19 protein-coding genes and 7 pseudogenes are annotated in these 21,947 nt (G+C 63.5%); 13 read left to right on the top strand and 13 right to left on the bottom strand.

From position 1 onward, the window contains the following. The 5 genes from LN139_RS20700 to LN139_RS20680 all read right to left on the bottom strand — a co-directional run bounded on the left by LN139_RS20700 (position 1) and on the right by LN139_RS20680 (position 3,309). Positions 1-729, bottom strand: coding sequence for a DUF484 family protein (locus LN139_RS20700; protein WP_236356438.1), 729 nt, complete (start codon positions 727-729; stop codon positions 1-3). Between the two features lie 13 nt (positions 730-742). Then, positions 743-1,573 (bottom strand): diaminopimelate epimerase, encoded by an 831-nt coding sequence (gene dapF / locus LN139_RS20695; RefSeq protein WP_236356436.1) that lies wholly within the window; start codon positions 1,571-1,573, stop codon positions 743-745. Positions 1,574-1,577: 4 nt separating this feature from the next. Continuing rightward, on the bottom strand, positions 1,578-2,825 hold the full coding sequence (gene lysA / locus LN139_RS20690) for a diaminopimelate decarboxylase (RefSeq protein ID WP_236356428.1): 1,248 nt from the start codon (positions 2,823-2,825) through the stop codon (positions 1,578-1,580). 9 nt (positions 2,826-2,834) lie between these two features. Then, complete coding sequence (lptM, locus tag LN139_RS20685) at positions 2,835-2,984, bottom strand: LPS translocon maturation chaperone LptM (RefSeq protein WP_236356426.1); 150 nt, start codon at positions 2,982-2,984, stop codon at positions 2,835-2,837. Positions 2,985-3,045: 61 nt separating this feature from the next. After that, on the bottom strand, positions 3,046-3,309 hold the full coding sequence (locus tag LN139_RS20680) for a hypothetical protein (protein WP_236360611.1): 264 nt from the start codon (positions 3,307-3,309) through the stop codon (positions 3,046-3,048). Between LN139_RS20680 and cyaY the strand changes: the two are divergent. Both cyaY and LN139_RS20670 read left to right on the top strand, forming a co-directional pair. After that, positions 3,196-3,497, top strand: a pseudogene (cyaY, locus tag LN139_RS20675) (iron donor protein CyaY). The gene LN139_RS20680 and the pseudogene cyaY sit on opposite strands and share 114 nt — an antisense overlap. Further along, the gene (locus tag LN139_RS20670) at positions 3,498-3,710 is read left to right on the top strand and encodes a DUF1289 domain-containing protein (RefSeq protein ID WP_236356414.1); all 213 of its coding nucleotides are present in this window, start codon (positions 3,498-3,500) and stop codon (positions 3,708-3,710) included. Here the strand turns inward: LN139_RS20670 and LN139_RS20665 are convergent. From LN139_RS20665 to argH, 4 genes and pseudogenes are all read right to left on the bottom strand, one after another. Next, positions 3,694-6,532 (bottom strand): annotated as a pseudogene (locus tag LN139_RS20665) (class I adenylate cyclase). The gene LN139_RS20670 and the pseudogene LN139_RS20665 overlap by 17 nt on opposite strands. Positions 6,533-6,609: 77 nt before the next feature. Further along, positions 6,610-6,858, bottom strand: a complete 249-nt coding sequence (locus LN139_RS20660) for a TIGR02647 family protein (protein WP_236356412.1) — start codon at positions 6,856-6,858, stop codon at positions 6,610-6,612. 41 nt (positions 6,859-6,899) lie between these two features. Continuing rightward, positions 6,900-7,169 carry a hypothetical protein gene (locus LN139_RS20655; RefSeq protein ID WP_236356411.1) on the bottom strand — a complete coding sequence of 90 codons (270 nt, stop codon included), beginning with the start codon at positions 7,167-7,169 and terminating at the stop codon, positions 6,900-6,902. 48 nt (positions 7,170-7,217) lie between these two features. Then, entirely contained in the window at positions 7,218-8,618 is a 1,401-nt protein-coding gene (argH, locus tag LN139_RS20650; protein ID WP_236356409.1) for an argininosuccinate lyase, read from the bottom strand. 154 nt (positions 8,619-8,772) lie between these two features. On the opposite strand from argH, the pseudogene LN139_RS20645 reads away from it, so the two are divergent. From LN139_RS20645 to rsd, 8 genes and pseudogenes are all read left to right on the top strand, one after another. After that, positions 8,773-9,793, top strand: a pseudogene (locus LN139_RS20645) (sensor histidine kinase). Continuing rightward, a complete protein-coding gene (locus LN139_RS20640; protein WP_236356407.1) occupies positions 9,790-10,536 on the top strand; it encodes a LytR/AlgR family response regulator transcription factor in 747 nt (248 codons plus the stop codon). The pseudogene LN139_RS20645 and the gene LN139_RS20640 overlap by 4 nt, the downstream one beginning before the upstream one ends. Before the next feature lie 88 nt (positions 10,537-10,624). Further along, on the top strand, positions 10,625-11,563 hold the full coding sequence (hemC, locus tag LN139_RS20635) for a hydroxymethylbilane synthase (protein ID WP_236356405.1): 939 nt from the start codon (positions 10,625-10,627) through the stop codon (positions 11,561-11,563). Beyond that, a complete protein-coding gene (locus LN139_RS20630) occupies positions 11,563-12,321 on the top strand; it encodes a uroporphyrinogen-III synthase (protein WP_236356394.1) in 759 nt (252 codons plus the stop codon). The genes hemC and LN139_RS20630 overlap by 1 nt, the downstream gene beginning before the upstream one ends. A 10-nt stretch (positions 12,322-12,331) precedes the next feature. Further along, a pseudogene (locus tag LN139_RS20625) lies at positions 12,332-13,433 on the top strand (uroporphyrinogen-III C-methyltransferase). After that, positions 13,430-14,652: pseudogene (locus LN139_RS20620) on the top strand (heme biosynthesis HemY N-terminal domain-containing protein). Before LN139_RS20625 ends, LN139_RS20620 begins: the two co-directional pseudogenes overlap by 4 nt. A 90-nt stretch (positions 14,653-14,742) precedes the next feature. Further along, complete coding sequence (locus LN139_RS20615; RefSeq protein WP_236356384.1) at positions 14,743-15,231, top strand: disulfide bond formation protein B; 489 nt, start codon at positions 14,743-14,745, stop codon at positions 15,229-15,231. Between the two features lie 158 nt (positions 15,232-15,389). Further along, the gene (rsd, locus tag LN139_RS20610) at positions 15,390-15,863 is read left to right on the top strand and encodes a sigma D regulator (RefSeq protein WP_236356382.1); all 474 of its coding nucleotides are present in this window, start codon (positions 15,390-15,392) and stop codon (positions 15,861-15,863) included. A gap of 9 nt (positions 15,864-15,872) precedes the next feature. Here rsd and LN139_RS20605 read toward each other — a convergent pair. Beyond that, positions 15,873-16,533: pseudogene (locus LN139_RS20605) on the bottom strand (FKBP-type peptidyl-prolyl cis-trans isomerase). Between the two features lie 188 nt (positions 16,534-16,721). Between LN139_RS20605 and LN139_RS20600 the strand changes: the two are divergent. Then, entirely contained in the window at positions 16,722-17,540 is an 819-nt protein-coding gene (locus tag LN139_RS20600; protein ID WP_236356380.1) for an AlgP family protein, read from the top strand. Here the strand turns inward: LN139_RS20600 and LN139_RS20595 are convergent. Continuing rightward, complete coding sequence (locus LN139_RS20595; RefSeq protein ID WP_236356371.1) at positions 17,537-17,980, bottom strand: TIGR02444 family protein; 444 nt, start codon at positions 17,978-17,980, stop codon at positions 17,537-17,539. The genes LN139_RS20600 and LN139_RS20595 overlap by 4 nt on opposite strands. Positions 17,981-18,030: 50 nt before the next feature. On the opposite strand from LN139_RS20595, the pseudogene LN139_RS20585 reads away from it, so the two are divergent. Next, a pseudogene (locus LN139_RS20585) lies at positions 18,031-19,940 on the top strand (ATP-binding cassette domain-containing protein). A 20-nt stretch (positions 19,941-19,960) separates the two neighbouring features. Beyond that, entirely contained in the window at positions 19,961-20,593 is a 633-nt protein-coding gene (locus LN139_RS20580; RefSeq protein WP_236356362.1) for a LysE family transporter, read from the top strand. Here the strand turns inward: LN139_RS20580 and elbB are convergent, their stop codons facing one another. Together elbB and LN139_RS20570 are read right to left on the bottom strand one after the other, a co-directional pair. After that, positions 20,594-21,256 carry an isoprenoid biosynthesis glyoxalase ElbB gene (elbB, locus tag LN139_RS20575; protein ID WP_236356352.1) on the bottom strand — a complete coding sequence of 221 codons (663 nt, stop codon included), beginning with the start codon at positions 21,254-21,256 and terminating at the stop codon, positions 20,594-20,596. It lies immediately after the preceding gene. Positions 21,257-21,318: 62 nt separating this feature from the next. Further along, positions 21,319-21,903: a DedA family protein gene (locus LN139_RS20570; protein WP_236356349.1), complete on the bottom strand. Its 585-nt coding sequence runs from the start codon at positions 21,901-21,903 to the stop codon at positions 21,319-21,321. Positions 21,904-21,947 lie beyond the last annotated feature (44 nt).

The raw sequence follows: 21,947 nt of genomic DNA, 5'->3' as shown, positions 1-21,947 counted from the left end.
TCAACGTACCGAGCGCAGGGTGTGGGTGAAGTGCGGCAGGACTCGGCCGAGCACTTCGGCGATGTAGTTGAGAAACAGCGTGCCGACCGAGCTTTTGTAGTGGTTCGGGTCGGCGCTGCCGATGGCGAGCACCCCGTGCAGGCCCTGGTGCATCAGCGGCGCGAGGGCGGTGGAGCCGATCTCCGTGGCAGGTTTTTCCCCGAACAGAAAGGCCAGCTCATGGGGCCGCAGCGATCCGCTCACCGGCTTGCCTTCGTTGAGCAGCCCAGCGATAGCCTGCTGCGCTTCGGCCAGAGGCACAGAACGGCCGACGGGCGTAGGCAATTCGCTGAACAGGATCAGGCTGACGAAGGGCACCTTGAAGTCCTGGCGCAGGCTGTCGTCCACGCTCATCACCACCTCTTCGAGGCTGGTAGCGTCGAGCAGGGCAAGGATCAGCCGGCGGGTCTTGTCGAACAGGCGGTCGTTGTCGCGGGCCACATCCATCAACTGCGCCATGCGCTGGCGCAGCTCGGTGTTGCGTTCGCGCAACAACTTGAGCTGGTGCTCGACCAGCGAAATGGTATCGCCACGGCGGTGCGGGATGCGCAGCTCGGCCAGCAGCTCTTCGCGGCCGACGAAAAAGTCGGGGTTGGCGTGCAGAAACTGCGCGACCGCTTCAGCCCCGGGCGCCAGCGGCGCGCCTTCGGTGGAGGGCTTGCGTGCGGTAGCGCGGGGCTTGTCGGTCATGGTTTCACTCGCTTTAGAGGCGTACTTGGCCTTCGAAAACCCGGGCGGCCGGGCCAGTCATCATCACGGGCTGGCCAGGGCCTGCCCACTCCAGCGTCAGGCGCCCTCCGGGCAGCTCCAGCTCCACTGGCGAGTCCATCCAGCCCTGAGCAATCGCCGCCACGGCGGCGGCGCAGGCGCCCGTGCCACACGCCTGGGTTTCACCGGCGCCGCGTTCCCATACCCGCAGCTTTCCATGGTGCCGGTCGAGCACTTGCAGGAAGCCTGCATTCACTCGCGCCGGGAAACGCGGGTGGTTTTCGATCTTCGGGCCCAGCTCGCGAACAGGGGCACTGCTCACTTCCTCGACACGCAGCACGGAATGCGGGTTGCCCATCGACAGCGCGGCGACTTCCAGCACCTGGCCGTCGACTTCAAGCGTGTAAGCCAACGCCTGGGCCTGAGCCTGAAACGGGATATCGGCAGGTACGAAACGTGGCGGGCCCATGTCGACACGCACCTGGCCGTCGTTACGCACGTCCAGCTCGATCACGCCGCTCTTGGTTTCGACGCGAATGCGCTTCTTGGTGGTCAGGCGCTTGTCGAGCACGAAGCGGGCGAAGCAGCGCGCGCCGTTGCCGCACTGCTCCACTTCCGAACCGTCGGAATTGAAGATGCGGTAGCGAAAGTCGACGTCCGGGTTGGTCGGCGCCTCGACCAGCAGCAGCTGATCGAAGCCTACGCCGGTATTGCGGTCGCCCCATTGGCGAGCGTGCTTGGGTGTGACATGGGCATGCTGGGTGACCAGGTCGAGCACCATGAAGTCATTACCCAGGCCATGCATCTTGGTAAAGCGCAGCAGCATCGATTCACTCCGGCAACAGGCTTTCGCCGGCGTACAGTTCGGCCACGGTTTCACGGCGGCGCACTTCGAATGCCTGGCCACCGTCGACCAGCACTTCGGCACAACGGCCGCGAGTGTTGTAGTTGGAGCTCATCACGAAACCATAGGCGCCGGCGGACTGAACGGCCAGCAGGTCGCCTTCTTCGAGCACCAGCTCGCGGTCCTTGGCGAGGAAGTCGCCGGTTTCGCAGATCGGCCCGACCAGGTCATAGGCCTTGGCCTGGCCTTCGCGCGGCACCACGGCGTCGACACCCATCCACGCCTGATACAGCGCAGGACGGATCAGGTCGTTCATGGCAGCGTCGATGATGGCGAAGTTCTTGTGCTCGGTATGCTTGAGGTACTCGACTTGCGTGAGCAGCACGCCGGCGTTGGCGACGATGAAGCGGCCCGGCTCGAACACCAGGGCCAGGTCGCGGCCTTCGAGGCGCTCGCGTACGGCTTTCATGTAGTCGCCTGCGACCGGCGGCTCTTCGTCGCGGTAGCGCACGCCCAGGCCGCCGCCGAGGTCGAGGTGTTTGAGGTGAATGCCGCATTCGGCCAGGCGATCGACCAGCAACAGCAGGCGGTCGAGGGCATCGATGAAAGGGGCCAGGGAGGTCAGCTGCGAACCGATGTGGCAGTCGACACCGACCACGTCAAGGTTCGGCAGGTGCGCGGCGCGCACATACACAGCCTCGGCCTCGGCGATGCTGATGCCGAACTTGTTTTCTTTCAGCCCCGTGGAAATGTAGGGGTGGGTGCCGGCGTCGACGTCAGGGTTCACGCGTAGCGAAACCGGTGCGCGCACGCCCATTTCGGCGGCGACTTCCTGCAGGCGCTCCAGCTCGTTGGTGGATTCGACGTTGAAGCAGTGCACGCCCACTTCCAGAGCGCGCCGCATGTCGGCGCGGGTTTTGCCGACGCCGGAGAACACCACCCGGTCGGCACGCCCGCCAGCGGCCAGCACGCGCTCCAGCTCACCGCCGGAGACGATGTCGAAGCCTGCGCCGAGGCGCGCCAGCACGTTGAGAACGCCCAGGTTGGAGTTTGCCTTGACTGCGAAGCACACCAGGTGCTCGGTGCCGCTCAGGGCATCGGTGTAGGCGCGGTACTGGCCTTCGATGTGAGCACGGGAATAGACGTAGGTAGGGGTGCCGAAGCGCTCTGCGATATCGGTCAGCGCGACGCCCTCCGCGAAGAGCTGGCCTTCGCGGTACTGGAACGGGTTCATGGAGGGCCCTTAGAAAGTACGCTGATGCGAGTGCGAGCCGGATTGTTCGGCGGTGGATTTGCTGCCGTCCGGCAAGTAGAGCGGGCCCTTCTGGCCACAGGCGGACAACAGGCAGGCCACGGCGAGCAGCGCGGCGAACGAGGCGATCAGACGCTTCATGGGGAATCCTTTGTGCAAATCGGCAATTGCGCCCGAGTATACCGGTGCACCACGCCCTTGCCTACGCAATGGGCGCCCGCCGGGCGGCGCGGCGCGGGCGGTGGCTGGTCAGATAGTCTTTGCAATCGCCTGCGCCTGCTCGTATCGTGCCGCGCTTGCGCCAACAACCGAAGGTGAGCACATGAGTTTGACCGAAGCCCGCTTCCACGACCTGGTCGATGCGACCCAGCAGAACCTGGAAGACGTATTCGACGACAGCGACCTGGATGTCGATATGGAAAACTCCGGCGGCGTGCTGACCATGCGTTTCGAAGGCGGCAGCCAACTGATCTTCAGCCGCCAGCCCGCCTTGCGCCAGCTGTGGCTGGCCGCTCGCTCCGGGGCTTTCATTTCGACTACGACGCCGAGTCGGGCAAGTGGATGTGCGACAGCACCGACGAACTGCTCAACGAGATGCTGGTGCGTATCGTCTTCGAGCAGGGCGGCGAGAAGCTCGACTTCGACGAGATCTGAATGGCCAGCGAAAAACCGCTCTATATCAATGCCAGCAATGCGGTGAAGTCACCGTGCGTGAGCTTGTGCCGGCTGGATGAAGAACGCTTTTGCCTGGGATGTTTCCGCCACGTGGAACACATCCGTCAGTGGCGCGCGGCGAGCGACGAGCGCCGCCGCGAAATCTGCGAGCAGGCGGCCTTGCGCAAGGCGCAAATCAGTCCAGCGCCGTGAGCGCGGCATTGATCGCCTGTTCCAGGTCGGTTTCGTAGCGCAGGTACACATTGCTCGAAAAGGCCTGCTCGTTGCCCAGCGCCGAGAGGTCCAGGTCGGTGATGTAGCAGCGGTAGCGCTGCGCGTGGCTGCGCTGGCCGAGGATCTCCCGGGCCACCACCTGATAAAGCGCCACACCGTGCTCCAGCTCGCTGAATTCCTTCTGATTGCAGTAGAGCACCACACGCGTCTGCTGAGCGTTGCTCTTGAACATGATCGCCTGCACGTCGAAGAACGGCGTCATGTCGGTATCAGCCGGCAGCGCCAGGCGCTCTACCGTGCGCGCGCGGTTTCCCTGGCCCGGCTGCAGCCGATAGAACAGCGTCTCCAGATGCTGTGGGTTGGCCAGCACCCAGCGCGCCTCGCGGCGGTCGCCAATCGCGCGCAGGAACCGCCGCAGCGGCTGCAACAGGCTGGCTTCATCGTGAAATGGCAGGCGCTGGCGCCAGAGCGAGTTGAATTCGTCGAGCACGTACAACTGCGCCTCATCGCCCTGGGCGAAATAGAACACCTGCACGCAATCGGGGTGAGCATGCGGCAGGATCAGCGCCAGTTCCTGATCGTTCAGCGCGTGAGGGTCCAGGTGAAGAGGGCTATAGCGCTTCAGCGGCCGCGACAGGTAATCGAGCAGCACTGACAGGCTCAGGCAGCGGGAAATGCCGAACCTGCCCGGCGGCAAGCTCCAGCACATGGTATTGCTGCTGGATCTGGATCAGATAACGATGGCCCAGGCCCCGCTCCAGCAACGTTTGCGCGGTGCTGAACAGCTCCTCTACACGTGCCGAGATGGCGGCTGCACGGTTCTGGCAGTAACAGCGCACAGTCACTTTCGGCGCCGGCCTGCCTTCGGGCAATCCATTGAGAAAGTCACGCAGGCAGTCGAGCAGCGCATGCCGGCCATCGAAGCGGCTGACGGTGACTTCATTCCAGCTGTTGAGAGTCACCTGGTCGAGCGTGAGCACCAGGTTGTCACGGGCGCCGGCATAGCTGAGCGAGTCGGTGCGCTCAGTGGTCAGCAGGATGTTCAGCTCCCGGTGGTGCTTGAGCGGGTCCACGCCGACGTTCACCAGCAACAGCACCTCGGTCGCGATCGCCGGTTGCAGCAACTGCGCATCCTCGACGCGCGGCATCGGCAGCGGCATCAGTTGCTGCAAAGCGCCCAGCAAATTGAACAGCTCGAAGTCGTTCACGTCACTGTTGCCCGGGTGCACGGCCAGGCGCGTGCTGCTGTCGATGATGCCGTTGCGGTGGCCCCAGGCGAGCAGGTCGACCAGACAATGGCTGCGTTTGAAGGGGGCGTAATGCTCCCACTCCAGTGCGTTGAGGTTCCCGTGGAACAGCGCCCACTGGGTTTGCCCTGCCTCACGACGGTTGGGCGCCTGGATCAGGGTGAGCGTGTCTTCGGAAAGGTCCGGAGCGATCCCGGATTGATCAGCTCTACCTTCCCGGCGCGGCGCTCGAAGGTTGCATACAGGCGCCGGCCCAACACGTTCAGATCCTGGCGGTTGGCAGAGCTGGTTGCGGGATGCAGGCGGGCGAAGCTGGTCAGGAAGCGGTAGCTCTGGTTGAGCGCCGCCACCAGGCCGCGCCGCTCAAGCGTCACCTGGCGCACCTTCCAGGAGGGGCGGGCGTCGAGTACCGCAAGGTGCCGGTCATCCCAGCCCCACTCGGCCACCAGTTTTTCCATCAGCGGCCGTTGCCAGCCTTGGGCACGGCTGCGTGCAATGCTGCTGAGCCGCTTGTTGACCTTCAGGTAAAGGCGCGCCGCACCAGTTCCAGGCGCTCCAGATCGCCGGTGCCTTGCAGGTAGGCTTCGATGCGCCGGTAGACCATCAAGTAAGGGTCCAACTCGTCCGGCGCCAGGCGGTTTTCGAAGACTGCCTGTTTATAGTCCAGGCCCAGGCAGCGCACGTGCGGGTGCTCGGCAGCATAGAGCTCGGTGAGCAGCAGCTTGATTACCGACTTGAACGGCGAGTCGATACCCTTGAACAGCTGCCAGAGCCCTGCGCCGATGAACTCTCCCGGCGGGATACGCGAGAGGTTGCCCAGGTCCAGCACTTCGTCTTCGCGGATGAAGCGCTTGCCCAGCAACGTTTGAGTGAAGTGCTCGTAGCGGTGCTCTTCGTAGGCAGGCACCAGCCACCACAACGGTGTACGCCCGGCGACCCATAGCGCGGTGCGGTAGAACTCGTCGAGCAGAAGGTAATGCTGGGTAGCCCCGCTGTCTTCGGAGCTCAGGCGGTTGTCGCGGTCCTCGCGCACGAAGCGTTCGCAGTCGATCAGGAAAAAATGCGCCTCGGCACCCAGGCTCTCGGCCCAGGCCTCCAGCAGCCGGCATTTTTTATCGAGCTCCTGTAGCTCGCCTGCCTCAAGGCCTGGCGCATGGCAGACCCACATGTCCATATCGCTGCTTTCGTCCTGCGCCAACGTGCCCAGGCTGCCCATCAGGTAGAGCCCAAGAATGGGCGCGGGTGCGTTGCGGCGGGTTTTGTAGGCGAACGATCGGGCCAGGCGCTGGCCCTCTGCAAGCACTTCGTCACTGGGTTCGTAGCCACTGATGCCCGCAGGCGTAAAGCCCGACACGTAACCGGGCAGCAACGGATGGTTGACGTGAAACAGCAGGGGCAACAAGGCCAGCGCCTGCTTTTGCCGGGTGGAGAACCCGTCGCAGGCACGCGCCAGGCGCACACTGCTCGCCGCGAGAAGCGCGCGCGCACGGTCGCCAAGGCCTTGCGGTCGATGCCGTCGTCAAGATCCGGGCGAATTTCGTGGTGGCGAGTCATGTTGCTCTCGGTCGATGGCCGACGATAACGTTCAGCTTTACGGCGTTATCGGCAGCCGGCGACGGAGTTTGAGCGCCTCAGGCCGCTTCTTCCTTTTGCTCCAGAATGCTGAGCAGGCTTTGCGCGTGCTCGGCAGCTTCCAGGCCCAGGTGGGTGAGGTAGCCGCCATCGGCCTGGCTGATCAGCCCCTTGGCATGCAGGCGCCGGGTGGCTGCGACCAGCTCGGGCGAGGCGTCATGGTGGACCTTCAGCCCTTCCTGGCTGTTACCCAGGTTGAAATGGGCAAGCATCTGGACTTCTGCTAACAGTTCGGCATGTAACGTCATGGCAGCTCCGGTGTTGTTGTTTTCAGGAGCAGTGTAGACGTTCAACGGCTTTCGGGAAGCTCAGGCAAACCGCGCAGCGTGGTTTCGTACCACTGGCCATCGAAGGGGCGGTCGGTTTCGAGCATGTCGTCGATCTCCATGGCCAGCACCTGCGCCATCAATTCGAGGATTTCTTCACGCTCGTAGCCCACCAGCGTGAGCTTGTTGAACACCGCCTTTGCGGCAGCCGGCTCACCGGTTTCGATCTGGTTTTCAATGGCCTGGATCAGGGTGCTTTCAACGAATTGTTCGTCTTCGGGTTGTTCGCTCATGTTCGGTTCCTGGCGTGAAAAACCCGCGGCCGTGGCCGCAGGGGAGGGTCATGCGTTGCGGCTGGCCAGCAACGCCTGGCCGCGAATCACCGCAGCCTGCACTTGCGCCGGGGCGGTGCCACCGATGTGGTCGCGGGCATTGACCGAGCCTTCGAGAGTCAGCACCTCGAACACGTCCTGCTCGATACGGTCACTGAAGCGGCGCAGTTCTTCGAGGCTCATTTCTGCCAGATCCTTGCCGGTATCGACGCCGTACTTGACCGCGTGCCCGACGATTTCGTGGCAATCGCGGAATGGCAGGCCGCGGCGCACCAGGTAGTCGGCCAGGTCCGTGGCGGTGGAGAAACCGCGCAGGGCCGCCTCGCGCATGTTGGCATGGCGCGGCTTGATGGCCGGCACCATGTCGGCGAAGGCGCGCAGCGAATCGCGCAGCGTATCGGCGGCGTCGAACAGAGGCTCCTTGTCTTCCTGGTTGTCCTTGTTGTAGGCAAGGGGCTGGCCCTTCATCAGGGTCAACAGGCCAGTGAGCGCACCGAACACACGGCCGCTCTTGCCGCGCACCAGTTCCGGCACATCGGGGTTCTTCTTCTGCGGCATGATCGAGCTGCCGGTGCAGAAGCGATCAGGCAGGTCGATGAACTGGAACTGCGCGCTGGTCCAAAGCACCAGCTCTTCGGAGAAACGCGACAGGTGCATCATCGCAACGCTGGCGGCAGCACAGAATTCAATGGCGAAATCGCGATCCGAAACGCTGTCCAGCGAATTGCCGCCGATGGCCTCGAAGCCCAGCAGCTCGCAGGTGACTTCGCGGTCGATCGGGTAGGTGGTGCCAGCCAGCGCGGCGCTGCCCAAGGGCATGCGGTTGGTGCGCTTGCGGCAGTCGACCAGGCGTTCGTGATCGCGGCTGAGCATTTCGAACCAGGCCAGCAAGTGGTGCCCGAAGGTCACCGGCTGTGCGGTTTGCAGGTGGGTGAAGCCCGGCATGATGGTGGCCGCTTCGCGCTCGGCCAATTCCAGCAGGCCCTTTTGCAGGCGGGTGATTTCGCCGAGGATCAGATCGATCTCGTCACGTAGCCACAGGCGGATGTCGGTGGCGACCTGGTCGTTGCGGCTGCGGCCGGTGTGCAGCTTCTTGCCAGTGACGCCGATGCGGTCGGTGAGGCGTGCTTCGATGTTCATGTGCACGTCTTCGAGGTCGACGCGCCACTCGAACTGGCCGGCTTCGATTTCGCCCTGGATGGTCTTGAGCCCATCGATGATGGTGTCGCGTTCGGCCTCGGTGAGCACGCCTACCCGCGCCAGCATGGTGGCGTGGGCGATCGACCCCATGATGTCATGGCGGTAGAGGCGCTGGTCGAAGGAAACCGATGCGGTGAAACGGGCGACGAAGGCGTCCACGGGCTCGCTGAAGCGGCCGCCCCAGGACTGGTTGGTCTTTTCAAGGCTCATTGGTCTGGCTCGGTGAAGGCTCGAACGGAAAGGTCCACATCATAGCAGGGTTGCCGGCGCGGGCGGGGCGTGAGAGAAGAGCGGTACCGACACCGCCCACGCAGGAGGGAACGATGCACAGGGAAGCGGCCACGGCCCAGCCCAAGGAGTTTTCCTGCCTGAGTTGTGCGCGCCTCGGGCCTTGTTGCTATTGATTCTGCTGGCCGAGCTGCTGGTGCTGGTACTGGTGTTGTCGGAGTCGATGGCGGCCGGTTTCAACTGGGTGCGGCTGGCGCTGACGTCGCTGTTCGTGCAGTGGATCGTGCTGCTGTCGGCGGCGGCGCTCTGCTACTTGCGCCCGCACCTGGCCAGGCTGCACCCCGGCGTTGCCGGGGGTTGGTGCTGCCTGCTGGTGATGCTGCTCACCCTTGCGGGCACCGCGCTGACCGACCATTACCGCCTGAGTACGCCGCAGGCGCCGGAGGGGATCTTCCGTTACCTGCGCCACGGCGTGATCGCGCTGATCATGTCCGGGCTTTCACTGCGCTACTTCTATTTGCAAAGCCAGTGGCGCCGGCAACAACAGGCCGAGCTCCGCGCCCGGCTGGAGGCATTGCAGGCGCGCATCCGGCCTCACTTCCTGTTCAACAGCCTCAATAGCATTGCCAGCCTCATTGCACTGGACCCGCCCAAGGCCGAGCAGGCGGTGCTGGATTTGTCGAGCCTGTTCCGCGCAAGCCTGGGCACGCCGGGGAGCCTGGTGACCTGGGGGCAGGAGCTGGCACTGGCACGGCGTTATTTATCGATTGAGCAATATCGCCTCGGTGAGCGTCTACAGTTGGAATGGAGGATCAGCGGCGTGCCTGAGGATGTGCCGATCCCGCAGTTGACGCTCCAGCCGTTGCTGGAGAATGCCCTGATCCATGGAATCGCCCCACGCGTCGACGGTGGGTTGGTGAGTGTCGAAGCGCAATACCAAGGGGGAGTTCAGCTTGAGCATCACCAATCCCTACGACGAAGCCGCCGCTGCCCGCTTGCCGGGCGGTACGAGGCAAGCGCTGGCAAATATCGAAGCCAGGCTCGGGGCACTTTTTGGCCCGAAGGCGAGTCTGAGCGTGGTACGCCGTGACGGTCGTCACTCCACTTGTCTACGCTACCCTTGTGCGAGACTCACGCAGGAATCCGGCCCTTTATGAATGTCCTGATCGTTGATGACGAACCCTTGGCCCGCGAAAGGCTGACCCGGATGGTCAGCAATATCGAGGGCTATAGCGTCCTGGAACCCAGCGCCTCCAATGGCGATGAGGCCTTGACGCTGATTGACAACCTCAAGCCTGACGTTGTGTTGCTCGATATCCGCATGCCCGGGCTCGATGGCCTGCAGGTCGCCGCTCGCCTGTGCGAACGCGATACCCCACCGGCTGTGGTGTTCTGTACTGCCCACGATGAGTTTGCGGTGAACGCCTTTCAGGTCAGCGCCGTGGGCTACCTGGTCAAGCCAGTGGGTGCCGATGAGCTGAGCGACGCATTGAAAAAAGCCGAGCGCCCCAACCGCGTGCAGCTGGCTGCGCTTACCCGGCCCGCCTCGGAAAGCGGCACTGGCCCACGCACCCACATCAGCGCTCGCACCCGCAAGGGAATCGAGCTGATTCCGCTGGATCAGGTGATCTACTTCATTGCCGACCATAAATACGTGACCTTGCGGCACGTGGGCGGAGAAGTGCTGCTCGACGAACCCCTCAAGGCGTTGGAAGACGAGTTCGGTGATCGGTTCGTACGCATTCACCGCAATGCGCTGGTGGCGCGCGAACGCATTGAACGCCTTCAGCGTACACCGCTGGGGCACTTTCAGCTCTTCCTCAAAGGCCTGGGCGGTGATGCCCTGACCGTAAGCCGCCGCCATGTCGCAGGCGTTCGCAAGATGATGCAGCAGCTTTGATCCAGCGCAGAGTACATGGCAGGGTGGCTCCGCGCCGCAAGTTCTGAACTGGCACGCATCCCGGCCTTTACCCGCCATGGATCATCACATGCCTAGTCGAACCCTCCGTATCGCCACGCGCCAGAGTGCGCTGGCTCTCTGGCAGGCCGAGTATGTCAAGGAGCGCCTGCAGCAGGCGCACCCGGGGCTGGTGGTCACGCTCGTACCGATGGTCAGCCGTGGTGACAAGTTGCTCGACTCGCCGCTCGCCAAGATCGGTGGCAAAGGCCTGTTCGTCAAAGAGTTGGAAAACGCGCTGCTCGAGGGCGCTGCCGACATCGCCGTGCATTCGATGAAAGATGTGCCGATGGACTTCCCCGAGGGCCTTGGGCTGTTCTGCATCTGCGAGCGTGAAGACCCCCGCGACGCGTTCGTTTCCAATACCTACGACAGCCTTCACGCGCTGCCTCCCGGCAGCGTGGTCGGCACTTCCAGCCTGCGCCGCCAGGCCCAGCTGCTGGCCGCGCGGCCTGACCTTTCGGTGCGCTTCCTGCGCGGCAACGTCAACACACGCCTGGCCAAGCTCGATGCCGGCGAATATGACGCGATCATTCTTGCCGCTGCGGGGCTCATCCGCCTGGGCCTTGGCGAGCGCATCCGCAGCAACCTGAGCGTCGAAGCCAGCCTCCCGGCTGGTGGGCAGGGTGCGGTGGGGATCGAGTGCCGGACGGCCGATGCCGACCTGCACGCGCTGCTCGAACCTCTTCACCACTTGCCCACCGCCGTGTGCGTGACTGCCGAGCGTGCGATGAACAAAGCCCTCAATGGCGGCTGCCAGGTGCCTATCGCCTCTTATGCAGTGCTCGAGGCCGGTGAGTTGTGGCTGCGCGGCCTGGTGGGCGACCCTTCCGGCAAGCGCTTGCTGCAGGCCAACGCACGCGCACCGCAGGAGCAGGCGCAGGCCTTGGGCGAGCGCATCGCCCAGGCGCTGGTTGAGCAAGGCGCGGGCGAGATTCTGGCGGCAGTCTATGGCCAGGGCGAGAGCTGATGAGCCCCTGGCGGCTGCTGGTCACGCGTGCCGAGCCTGAAGCCAATGAGCAATGCCTGGCGCTGGCTGCGCAGGGCGTCTTCGCCAGCGTGCTGCCCGTACTGGAGATTCAACCGCTGCCTGTAACGGCCCACCAGCAGAGGCTGCTCGCAAACCGTTATGACGCGGCGATCGTCGTCAGCAAGGCTGCGGCGCGGCTGTGCCTCGAGCGGCTGGCTGGCCAGCCCCGGCCTGCCGAACAGTGGTTTGCGGTAGGCGAGGGCACTGGCCGCTTGTTGATAGAGGCCGGGCTTGGCGCGCATTGGCCATTGCAGGGCGAGGACAGCGAAGCCTTGTTGGCGCTGCCTGCGCGAACCTGCGCCCTGGCCGGCCCCGCCCCCCGCGTGTTGATCGTGCGCGGAGAGGGCGGCCGGGAATTACTGGCCGGCAGCTTGCGCGAGCGCGGCGCCCGCGTGGATTATCTGGAGCTTTATCGGCGCGCCTGCCCTCCCGGCAGTGCCGGCGAGCCTGCCGCCCGCGTAGCAGCGGAACGCTTGAACGGGCTGGTGGTCAGCAGTGGGCAGGGCCTTGAGCACTTGCACGCGCTGGCGGCCGAGCGTTGGCCGGAGCTTGCCGGGATTGCACTGTTCGTGCCGGGCCAGCGGGTCGCCGCGCAGGCGCGCCAGTTGGGTGCGCAGCATGTGATCGACTGCCAGGGCGCCAGTACTGCGGCACTGGTGTCAGCCCTGGCGGCACACAGCCCAGGCGCCACCTCATGAAGAAGGATGGATACGTGAGCGAAAAACATCGAGCGAACAGCCGGCGATCACCAGCGCCGAGCAAACCCCGGCACCGGCACCCGCGAAGGCCCGCAGTGGTAAAGGGTTGGCGGCTTTCGCGCTGCTGGTGGCCGCCGTGGGCGTTGCCGTGGCGGGCTGGGGCGTCTGGCAGTTGCATACGCTCACACAGAGCCACCAGCGGCAGTCTTCGCAGATCGAGACGCTCAGCGCCCAGTCGCAGGTGCTCAAGCAAAGCGAGCAGCAGCTGGATCAGCGCCTGGCACAGTTCCCGTTGCCGCAAGAGCTCGAAGAGCGCCGCCAATTGGTGGCGCAATTGCAGGGCGATCAGCAGCGTATCAATCAGCGCCTCGAAACCGTGCTGGGTTCAAGCCGTCAAGGCTGGCGCCTGGCTGAGGCCGAACACCTGTTGCGTCTGGCGGCACTTCGGCTTTCGGCCTTGCAGGACGTAAACAGCGCAACCGCACTGGTGGAAGGCGCTGACCAGATCCTGCGCGAGCAAGATGACCCTGCAGCCTTCGCCACCCGCGAGCAACTGGCGCGCAGCCTTGCGGCGCTCAATAGCGTCGACCAACCCGACCGCACCGGGCTGTTTCTGCAATTGGGCGCGCTGCGCGATCAGGCGGTCGAGCTTTCGGCCCTGGCGCCAGCGTTCCAGGCCCAGCAACAGGTAGAGCCTTCCGAGGCCGCCGATGACAGTTGGATGCACTGGCGCAAGTACTGGCAAAAGATTTCCGGTTTCTTCCGGGTCGATTTCAACCCTGACGCCAACCTGCGGCCGCTGCTTGCCGGGCAGGCGCTGGATCAGGTTCGCATGGCTTCGAGCCTGGCGCTGGAGCAGGCCCAGTGGGGCGCTCAATGGCCAGCAGGCGGTTTATCAGCAGGCAATGAAGCAGGCAGGCGACGTGGTCAAGACTGCCTTCAACCAGGAAAATGTTCAGGCCCGCAACCTGGCGGAACAGGTGGCCAAGCTGGCGCAGGCCCCTGTGCAGGTACAAACCCCAGACCTAGGGCCCAGCATAAAGGCGCTTCAAGCCTATCTGGCGCAGCGCCAGGCGCCTGAACCTGCCTTCCAGCGGGAGGCCAAGCCATGAAGCGGCTCGACGCGATCATTTTCGTCGCGGTGCTTCTGGCGCTGGTGATCGGCCTGGGTATCGCCAAGCATCCTGGTTACGTATTGATCGATTACCCCCATGTGTTCAGGTATGAATCGGGGCTGTGGTCTACGCTGGCCGCAATGTTGGCCATCGGGCTGGTGGTGCTGTTGGTTACCGGTTGCGTACGCTTGCTGCTGACGTCCACCGGGGTGGTCAATCCGTGGTCGCGCCGCAACCGCCGGCGTCGGATTCAGTCGGCGGTGTCCCAAGGGCAGGTAGAGCTGGCCGAGGCGTTGGGCCAACGCCCAACGCCATTTGCGAATCGCCGCCGAGGCGGAGCGGTTTCCGCTGTTCTACTACCTGGGCGCAGCACGCGCGGCCAATGAGCTGGGTGAATACGAGAAGAGCGACGCGTTGCTCGAGCGGGCGCTCGATCGCCAACCCGACGCCGAGCTGGCGGTAGCGCTGAGCCACGCGCAATTGCAGGTCGACCGAGGTGAGCCTGAGGCCGCCCAGGAAACGCTGGCAGTGATGCGAGAGCGCTATCCGCACAATGTGCAGGTGTTGCGCCAGTTGTACCGGCTGATGCACGAACGCGACGATTGGGCCGGGCTGATTCGCCTGTTGCCCGAGCTGCGCAAGGCCAAGGCGCTGCCTGCCCGCGAGCTGGCGGCTCTGGAGCAGCAAACCTGGCGCGAAGGCTTGCTGATTGCACCGCTTGAGGGGCAGGGCCAGCGTGAGGCGCTAGATCAATCCTGGAATGCCTTGAGCTCTGCGCAGCGCCAGGAGCCTGCACTGGTTCTTGCGTACGCCGAGCAGCTTCGTCGCCAGGGGGCGAGCGCTGAAGCCGAAGCGGCGCTGCGCGGGGTACTCAAGCGCCAATACGACAGCCGCCTGGCGCGGTTCTATGGCCTGGTACGAGGCCAGGACCCGCTCAAGCAACTGCAGCTCGCCGAGGGCTGGGTGAAAGAGCATGCTGACGACCCAGGCTTGCAACTGACCCTGGCGGCTGTGCTTGCAAAACAGCCTGTGGGGCAAGGCCCGCGATTATCTGGAAGCAAGCCTGCGCTTGCAGCGCCATCCTGAAGCCTGCGCCGAACTGGCACGCCTGTTGGGCCGGCTGGGGGACACCGAACGCAGCAATCAGTTGTTTCAGGAAGGCCTGGCTCTGCTCGACGAACGCTTGCTGGCGTTGCCATTACCTGCGGCGCGCTGACTTTCAGAGCGCTCTGACCGGGCCGCTCTTGATAGCGGCGCGGGCGATGTTCTACCGTTGCCGTCCAGTTTCCGGCCTTCAGGTTTGCACATGCCGCTGGTTCGTTCGCGTCGCCCCTTCATCCTGGGTTTTCTGATCGCTGTCTCAGCGTTGGGCGCGGCCCTGTATCTGGAAAAAGTCGTGAACCTGGTGCCTTGTTCGTTATGCATTGTGCAGCGCTTCTTTATCGGCGCAGTGGGCGCATTGTGCCTGGTTGCCGCGCTATGCGCGCCGGGGCGGCACGGCTTGCGCGGTTATGCGCTTGCCTGCGTCGGCTGCTGTGTATTGGGCGCGGCATCGGCCATTCGGCAGTTGTGGCTGCAAAACCACGCAGGCCCCGCCGATGCCATGTGCTTTTCCGGGGCCTGGCATGTGCTGGCCTCGCTGCCCTTCGGGCAGGCTGCCAGTGCACTATTGCTGGGGACGCCAGACTGCGCGAACGTGAGCTGGACACTGCTGGGCATGAGCCTGCCTGAATGGAGCCTGCTCGTTTACTGCTGTTTGGCCGGCTTGGCAATAACCGCATTGGTTCGCCGTTGATGGCGGTTTGCTGGCGATCAAACGAATGTATGAAGTTATTGACCCGCATCGCTTGAAGGCGCAGGCGAGCGGGCATACCTCGCAAAAGTACTGGACGGTGACGTCACTTCGAGGCGGTTTTCGCCAGCGCCATCGAGGCCCATAGGGAAGAAAAGATCATGTTGGAAAGTTGTCGAAATGCCCAGGAACGTTGGGGCGGTGTGCATTTGCTGATCGACCGTTGGTTGCAGGAACGTCATCAGCTGATTCGCACGTTCAACTCCCTGGTCGAGCTGCCGGATGAGCAGAGCCTGACCCGCACGCAGTTGAATGAATTCTGTGGCAGCCTGGTCGATTACTTTTCCGCTGGCCACTTCGCCGTCTACGAGCAACTGATCGGTGAGGCTCGGGCTTTCGGAGACGATGCTGCAGTGGAGTTGGCCGAACGTATCTGCCCGCGCCTGGAAGCCCTGACCGAGCGAGCGCTCACATTCAACGATCATTGCGAGAAGAGCGACTGCAGCGACCTCCCGGATGTCGTGGCTCGCCTTGAAGAGCTGGGCAATGCGCTGTATGAGCGGTTCGAACTGGAAGACTGCCTGATCGAAGTGCTGCACACCGCGCACCGGGAAGAGGACGCGGAGCCCGCCTGATCGAAACGGTCAGGGAGCGAAATCGAGCAACTCGATTTCAAACGTCAGGGGCGTGTAGGGTGGTATGAGGCTTCCGGCGCCATCGGCGCCGTAGGCTTGAGCGGAGGGCACTACCACCCGCCACTTGGCGCCTTTGGGCATGTCTTGCAAAGCCGTTTTCCATCCGTCTATCACACTACCCAAGCGGAACCATTGGGGTGTGTCGCTCTGATCGAACACGGTGCCATCCGGCAGGCGGCCCAGATAGCGCACCTCTGACCTTGTCTGTGGCCGCTGGCCTGGTGCCGCTGCCGGGCGACAATTCGGTTACCAATACGCCTCCTTCCAGCTCGCGTACGCCGGCTTTGCTGCGCTCGGTCGCCATGAAGCGCTTCTCCGCCGCCAATGCCTTTTGCAGGTCGCTCTCGTCGCCACTCCCCGCTTGGCTGTCATGTTCGGCCAGCACCTGCCGCATGCGCTCCTCGCTCAGAGCCAGAGGTTGCTGGTTGTAGGATTGGCGAAGGGCCTGTACCAGCGTATCCAGATCAAGCCCTGGCATGTCCTGGCGCAGGCGTTCGCCAAGGCTGGCCCCCACGCTGTAGGACAGGTCATGCGAAGAAGGGCTGGGTGCATCCTGGGCCATGGCCAGTGATGAACCCAGGCACAGTGTCAACGACAGGCACCGCAACATGTTAAGGCTCCAAGGCAGAAAGCATCGATTATGGCCCTGAGTAGGCCGATAGTTGAACCGCCGCAGCGACTGCTTGAGGAAACAATAAAATTTGGCTCGATAGTGTGCAATTTCCCGTCACATGATCTAGCAGCTGTCAAAGGGGAGGTCTAACATGGCCCATGTCCATGTCCGCCAGGAGGAAAGTCATGTCGGCTAAAAAGAAGCCTGTAAACACTCCGCTGCACCTGCTCCAGCAACTGACCGGCAATCTGCTCGAAACACTCGAAGGCGCGTGCTCCAAGGCACTGGCTGATGCAGAGAAGCTGCTCGCCAAGTTGGAAAAACAACGTGTCAAAGCGCAGGACAAACTTCACAAGTCGCTCGGCAAGATTGAAGACGCCGCTGTCGCTGGCAAGAACAAGGCCCAGTCCAAAGCCACTGCCGCTGTAAGCGCGCTTGAAGCACTTCTGGAAAACCTGCAGAAGCACCAGGGCGAGACTCGCCAGTACATTGCAACTCTCAAGCGCGACTCTCAAGAGAGCCTCAAGCTTGCCCAAGGCATTGGCAAGGTTCGTGAGGCTGCCAGCAAGGCCCTCGAACAGCGCCAGGCCAAACCCGCTGCCCAACCTGCAACAGGCCGGGCCACGGCGGCGAAGGCCGCTGCTCCAAAAGCAGTTACCCGCGCGTCCGCAGCCGCCAGCAAGCCAGCTGCAACCAAACCTGTGGCCACCAGAAAACCTGCTGCTTCCAAGGCTCCAGCTGCAGCCAAGCCGGCCACTACTGCGAAACCGGCCTCGACTGCTCGCAAACCTGCCGCAGCCAAACCGGTAGCCGCTGCCGCCAAGCCTGCCGCTGCTGCGCGCAAGCCTGCAGCCGCGAGCAAACCCGCAGCAGCCACCAAGCCTGCTGCCCGCAAGCCGGTGGCCAAGCCAGCGACTCCTGCGGCCAAACCCGCTGCAACCCCGGCACCTGCTGCTCAGCCCGCACCGGCTGCAGCCAGCGAGCCGTCAAAAACCGCCTCTTAAAGGGTGTCGAACAGCGCCTGGGCGGTATCGGTATCGATGCCTTCCAGGCTGCTGGCAAGCCACGCTTCCAGGCTTTGGCTGGTGTTTTCCGGCCATTGCGCCAAGGTTTCCATCCGCGTCAGCAATTCTCTCTCAGCTGCAAGCTCCAGCGTTTTTATCTGCTCGCGCCATTGCGCCAGTGCAGCATCGTGAACGGCCAGCCCTTTCCACTGAATTCTCACCGAGCGCAGCGGCGCTATCACATCGCTTTGCCAATCGTTGGCAAGCGTTGCCAATGCCTGCGCGCGTTCAGTTTGCCAGGCCACCCCGCGCAGCCCGAGCCAGGCGGCGCACAGCACCAGGCACACATTGCCACCGGCAGCCTGCAGGGCCAGGCAAGCGGCTTCCACTTCGGGGCGGGCGTACCACTGTTGCGCAAACGCCCATAGCCCTTTACTCATTACACACTCCACGCCACTTCGGCCCGAAGCTGGTAGACTCCGGCGCCATTATGATCCGAATCCAGAACCTTACCTTACAGCGCGGCCCCAAGCGTTTGCTCGAAGGCGCCGACCTGACTCTGCACGCTGGCCAGAAAGCCGGTTTGATCGGCGCCAACGGCGCGGGCAAGTCTAGCCTGTTCGCTTTGCTGCGCGGGGAACTGCATCCCGATGCGGGCGAGTGCGACCTGCCTGCCGACTGGCGTATCGCCCATATGCGCCAGGAGGTCGATGACCTGGAACGCGTAGCCGTGGAGTACGTCCTCGACGGCGACTTGCACCTGCGCCAGGTACAGCGCGAGCTGGCCGCCGCAGAGCAGGCCCAGGACGGCACTGCGCAGGCGCGCTTGCACGCCCAGCTCGACTCCGCCAATGGCTATACCGCCAATGCCCGCGCACGCAAGCTACTGGCTGGCCTGGGCTTCAGCAACGAACAGATGGAGCGCCGCGTCGGGGATTCTCCGGCGGCTGGCGTATGCGGCTCAACCTCGCCCAGGCGCTGATGTGCCCCTCGGAGCTTCTGCTGCTCGATGAACCGACCAACCACCTGGACCTGGACGCGATCCTCTGGCTGGAAGACTGGCTCAAGAGCTACCCCGGCACACTGTTGCTGATCTCCCACGACCGCGACTTTCTCGACGCTGTGGTCGACCACGTTGCCCACGTCGAACAGGCCAAGCTCACGCTCTATCGTGGCGGCTACACGGCCTTCGAACGCACCCGCGCCGAACGCCTCGCCCAACAGCAGCAGGCGTTCGAAAAGCAACAGGCACGCCGGGCGCATATGGAGAAGTACATCGCCCGTTTCCGCGCCCAGGCCACCAAGGCTCGGCAGGCCCAGAGCCGCATCAAGGCACTGGAGCGGATGGAAGAGATCAGCGCCGCCCACGTCGATTCACCTTTCGAGTTCGGTTTCCGTGAGGCGCTGAAAATATCCAGCCCGCTGCTGGACCTGTCCGAAGGCCGCCTGGGCTATGGCGAAAAAACGGTTCTGGAGAAGGTAAAGCTGCAACTGGTGCCAGGAGCGCGCATCGGGCTGCTTGGCCCTAACGGCGCAGGCAAGTCGACCCTGATCAAAACCCTCGCTGCGGAGCTCGAGCCTTTGAGTGGCCGCTTGCTGCGGGGCGAGAACCTGGTCGTTGGCTACTTCGCCCAGCACCAGCTCGATTCGCTGGATGACAAAGCCAGCCCGCTGCTGCATCTGCATCGCCTGGCACCTACCGAGCGCGAGCAGACGCTCAAGGATTTTCTCGGCGGCTTCGATTTTCGTGGCGCACGGGTCGATGAGCCGGTGCTGAATTTCTCCGGTGGCGAAAAAGCCCGCCTGGCCCTGGCCCTGATTGCCTGGGGCCGGCCCAACCTGTTGCTGCTCGACGAACCAACCAACCACCTCGACCTGGAAATGCGCCTGGCCCTGACCATGGCCTTGCAGGAGTTCGGTGGCGCTGTGCTGGTGGTATCGCACGATCGCCATTTGCTCAAGAGCACAACCGACCAGTTCCTGCTGGTAGCCGAAGGCCGCGTTGCGGACTTCGACGGCGACCTGGACGACTACGCCCGCTGGCTGGCGAGCTATCGGCAGAGCCTGGCCCCAGTTGCCGCCCAGCCGGCCGGCGAGAAGACCGACAAAAAGGCTCAACGCCAGGCCGCTGCGGCCCTGCGCCAGCAGTTGGCACCGCACAAAAAGCAGGCCGACCAGCTGGAAAAGGAACTCGGCAAGGTGCAGGCCGAGCTTGCCAGCGTTGAAGCTGCGTTGGGCGATAGCGGTTTGTACGACGCCGCAGGCAAGGACAAGCTGCGCGAGCTGCTGGCCACGCAGGCCCGGCTGAAGGCGCGTGAAAGCGAACTTGAGGACGGCTGGCTGCAAGCGCTGGAAACCCTGGAGGCCATGCAGGCCGAACTGGAAACCTTGAACGACTGACCCCTGTAAAGGAACGGCATATGGCACTGCAGACGTGGTTGGGATTCTTTCTGGCGTGCTGGGTCATCAGCCTGTCGCCCGGTGCTGGTGCGGTGGCATCGATGTCGTGTGGCTTGCAGTACGGCTTCTTGCGCGGTTACTGGAACGCATTGGGTTTGCAGCTCGGCTTGCTGCTGCAGATCGTCATCGTTGCATTGGGTGTTGGCGCATTGCTGGCCACCTCGGCGGCGGCGTTCGCAGCGATCAAGTGGTTTGGTGTCGCGTACCTGCTTTACCTGGCGATCAAGCAATGGCGAGCGGTGCCGGAAGATCTGGACCAAGGCGTCGCCCTGCGCCCGATCGGCAAGCCGCTTGCCTTGGTGTTCCGGGGCTTTCTGGTCAACGCCAGCAATCCCAAGGCAATTATCTTCATGCTGGCCGTGCTGCCCCAATTCGTTGACCCGCACGCTCCGCTGCTGAGCCAGTACGTCATCATTGCCATCACCATGATCACGGTCGACCTGATCGTGATGGCCGGTTACACCGGCCTGGCTTCCAAGGTGTTGCGCCTGCTGCGCACGCCGGCGCAACAGCGCCGCATGAACCGCACCTTTGCTGCCCTGTTCGTTGGAGCTGCGACCTTGCTGGCGATGGTGCGCCGCGCACCCGCCTGATCAGGCGGGTGCGTGAGTAAGCTCGATAACCCGGTCGACCAGCTTGTTGATGCCGGCAGCGGCTTCAGTGATCGACTGGGCCAGCATGTAGGCTGGTGTAGTGACCAGTTTTCGCTCGACGTCCTCGACGATTTCATCGACCGCACAGGCCTGATGAATTGCACCCATCTGCTCCACGGCCTTGGCGGTTTCTGCATCGTTGCCGATGGTGCAGGTTACGGTCGGGCCGTAGATCTTGGCGGCTATCGCGGGTGAAATGCAGATCAGCCCGACGGGCTTGCGCTCCTCGGCGAAGGCTTCTGCCAGCGCCAGCAAGTCGGCCTGCACGCTGCACTGCGCGCCTTCATGAGCGAAGGTCGAGAGGTTTTTCGCCGAGCCAAAACCACCGGGCACGATCAGCGCGTCGAAGTCTTCGGCCCGGGCGTGGGTGATGTTCTTCACCTGCCCGCGAGCGATGCGAGCAGCCTCCACCAGCACATTACGCCGTTCGCCCGTGGGTTGGCCGGTGAGGTGGTCTACCACATCGAACGAGATATCCGGCGCGAAGCACTGCACCTGGCAGCCCCGCTGCGAGAGGCGCAGCAGCGTAAGCACGCTTTCATGAATTTCGGCGCCGTCGTAGACGCCGCAGCCGGAGAGAATGACGGCAACGCTCGCTGTCATGGTGACGTTCCTTTAGTGGGCTTTGACGGTTGATTCCTTTCGCCACCCAGCGTTCCACCGGCTCAAGGCTTGTCGTTTTGCTCAGCCTTGCGGGCGATACGGGCCGCCTTGAAGCGCCGGCTGATCCACAGTAGTGCGCCGAATACCAGCAGGGCGCCCAGTACCCAGAGCTCGTATTTCTTGACGCTGCCAAGAATGCCCTCAAGCACCGAGCCGAAATGGTAAGCCGCCTGAGCCAGCACGATCGCCCAGACGATGGCGCCGATGCCATTGAGGATCAGGTAACGCCTGGGCGGATAGCCCGACAGGCCAATGGCTACCGGCATCACTGTGCGCAGGCCATAGACGAAGCGGAAGCTCAGTACCCAGAGGTCAGGATGCTTGCGTATGTGCTCAAGCGCCCGGTCGCCCATCAACTGCCAGCGTGGTTTGCGCGCGAGCAAGCGGCGGCCATGGCGGCGGCCTAGGAAATACCAGAGCTGGTCACCGGCATAGCTGCCCAGAAAGGCAACCAGCATGACGAGGTTGATGTCCATGTAGCCACGGAACGCCAGAAACCCGGCCAGCACGAGAATGGTCTCGCCTTCGAAGAAGGTGCCGAGGAACAGGGCCAGATAGCCAAAATTCTGTAGGAAATGTTGGAGCATTTTCTAGGTGCTGGCGAAATGAACGCGCAGCCTAACCCTTACGG

This window comes from Pseudomonas sp. KNUC1026 (assembly GCF_021650705.1).
Classification (GTDB): Bacteria; Pseudomonadota; Gammaproteobacteria; order Pseudomonadales; family Pseudomonadaceae; genus Aquipseudomonas.
The sequence above is the reverse complement of the archived record's forward strand: the minus strand, read 5'-3'. Positions and strand labels throughout refer to the sequence as shown.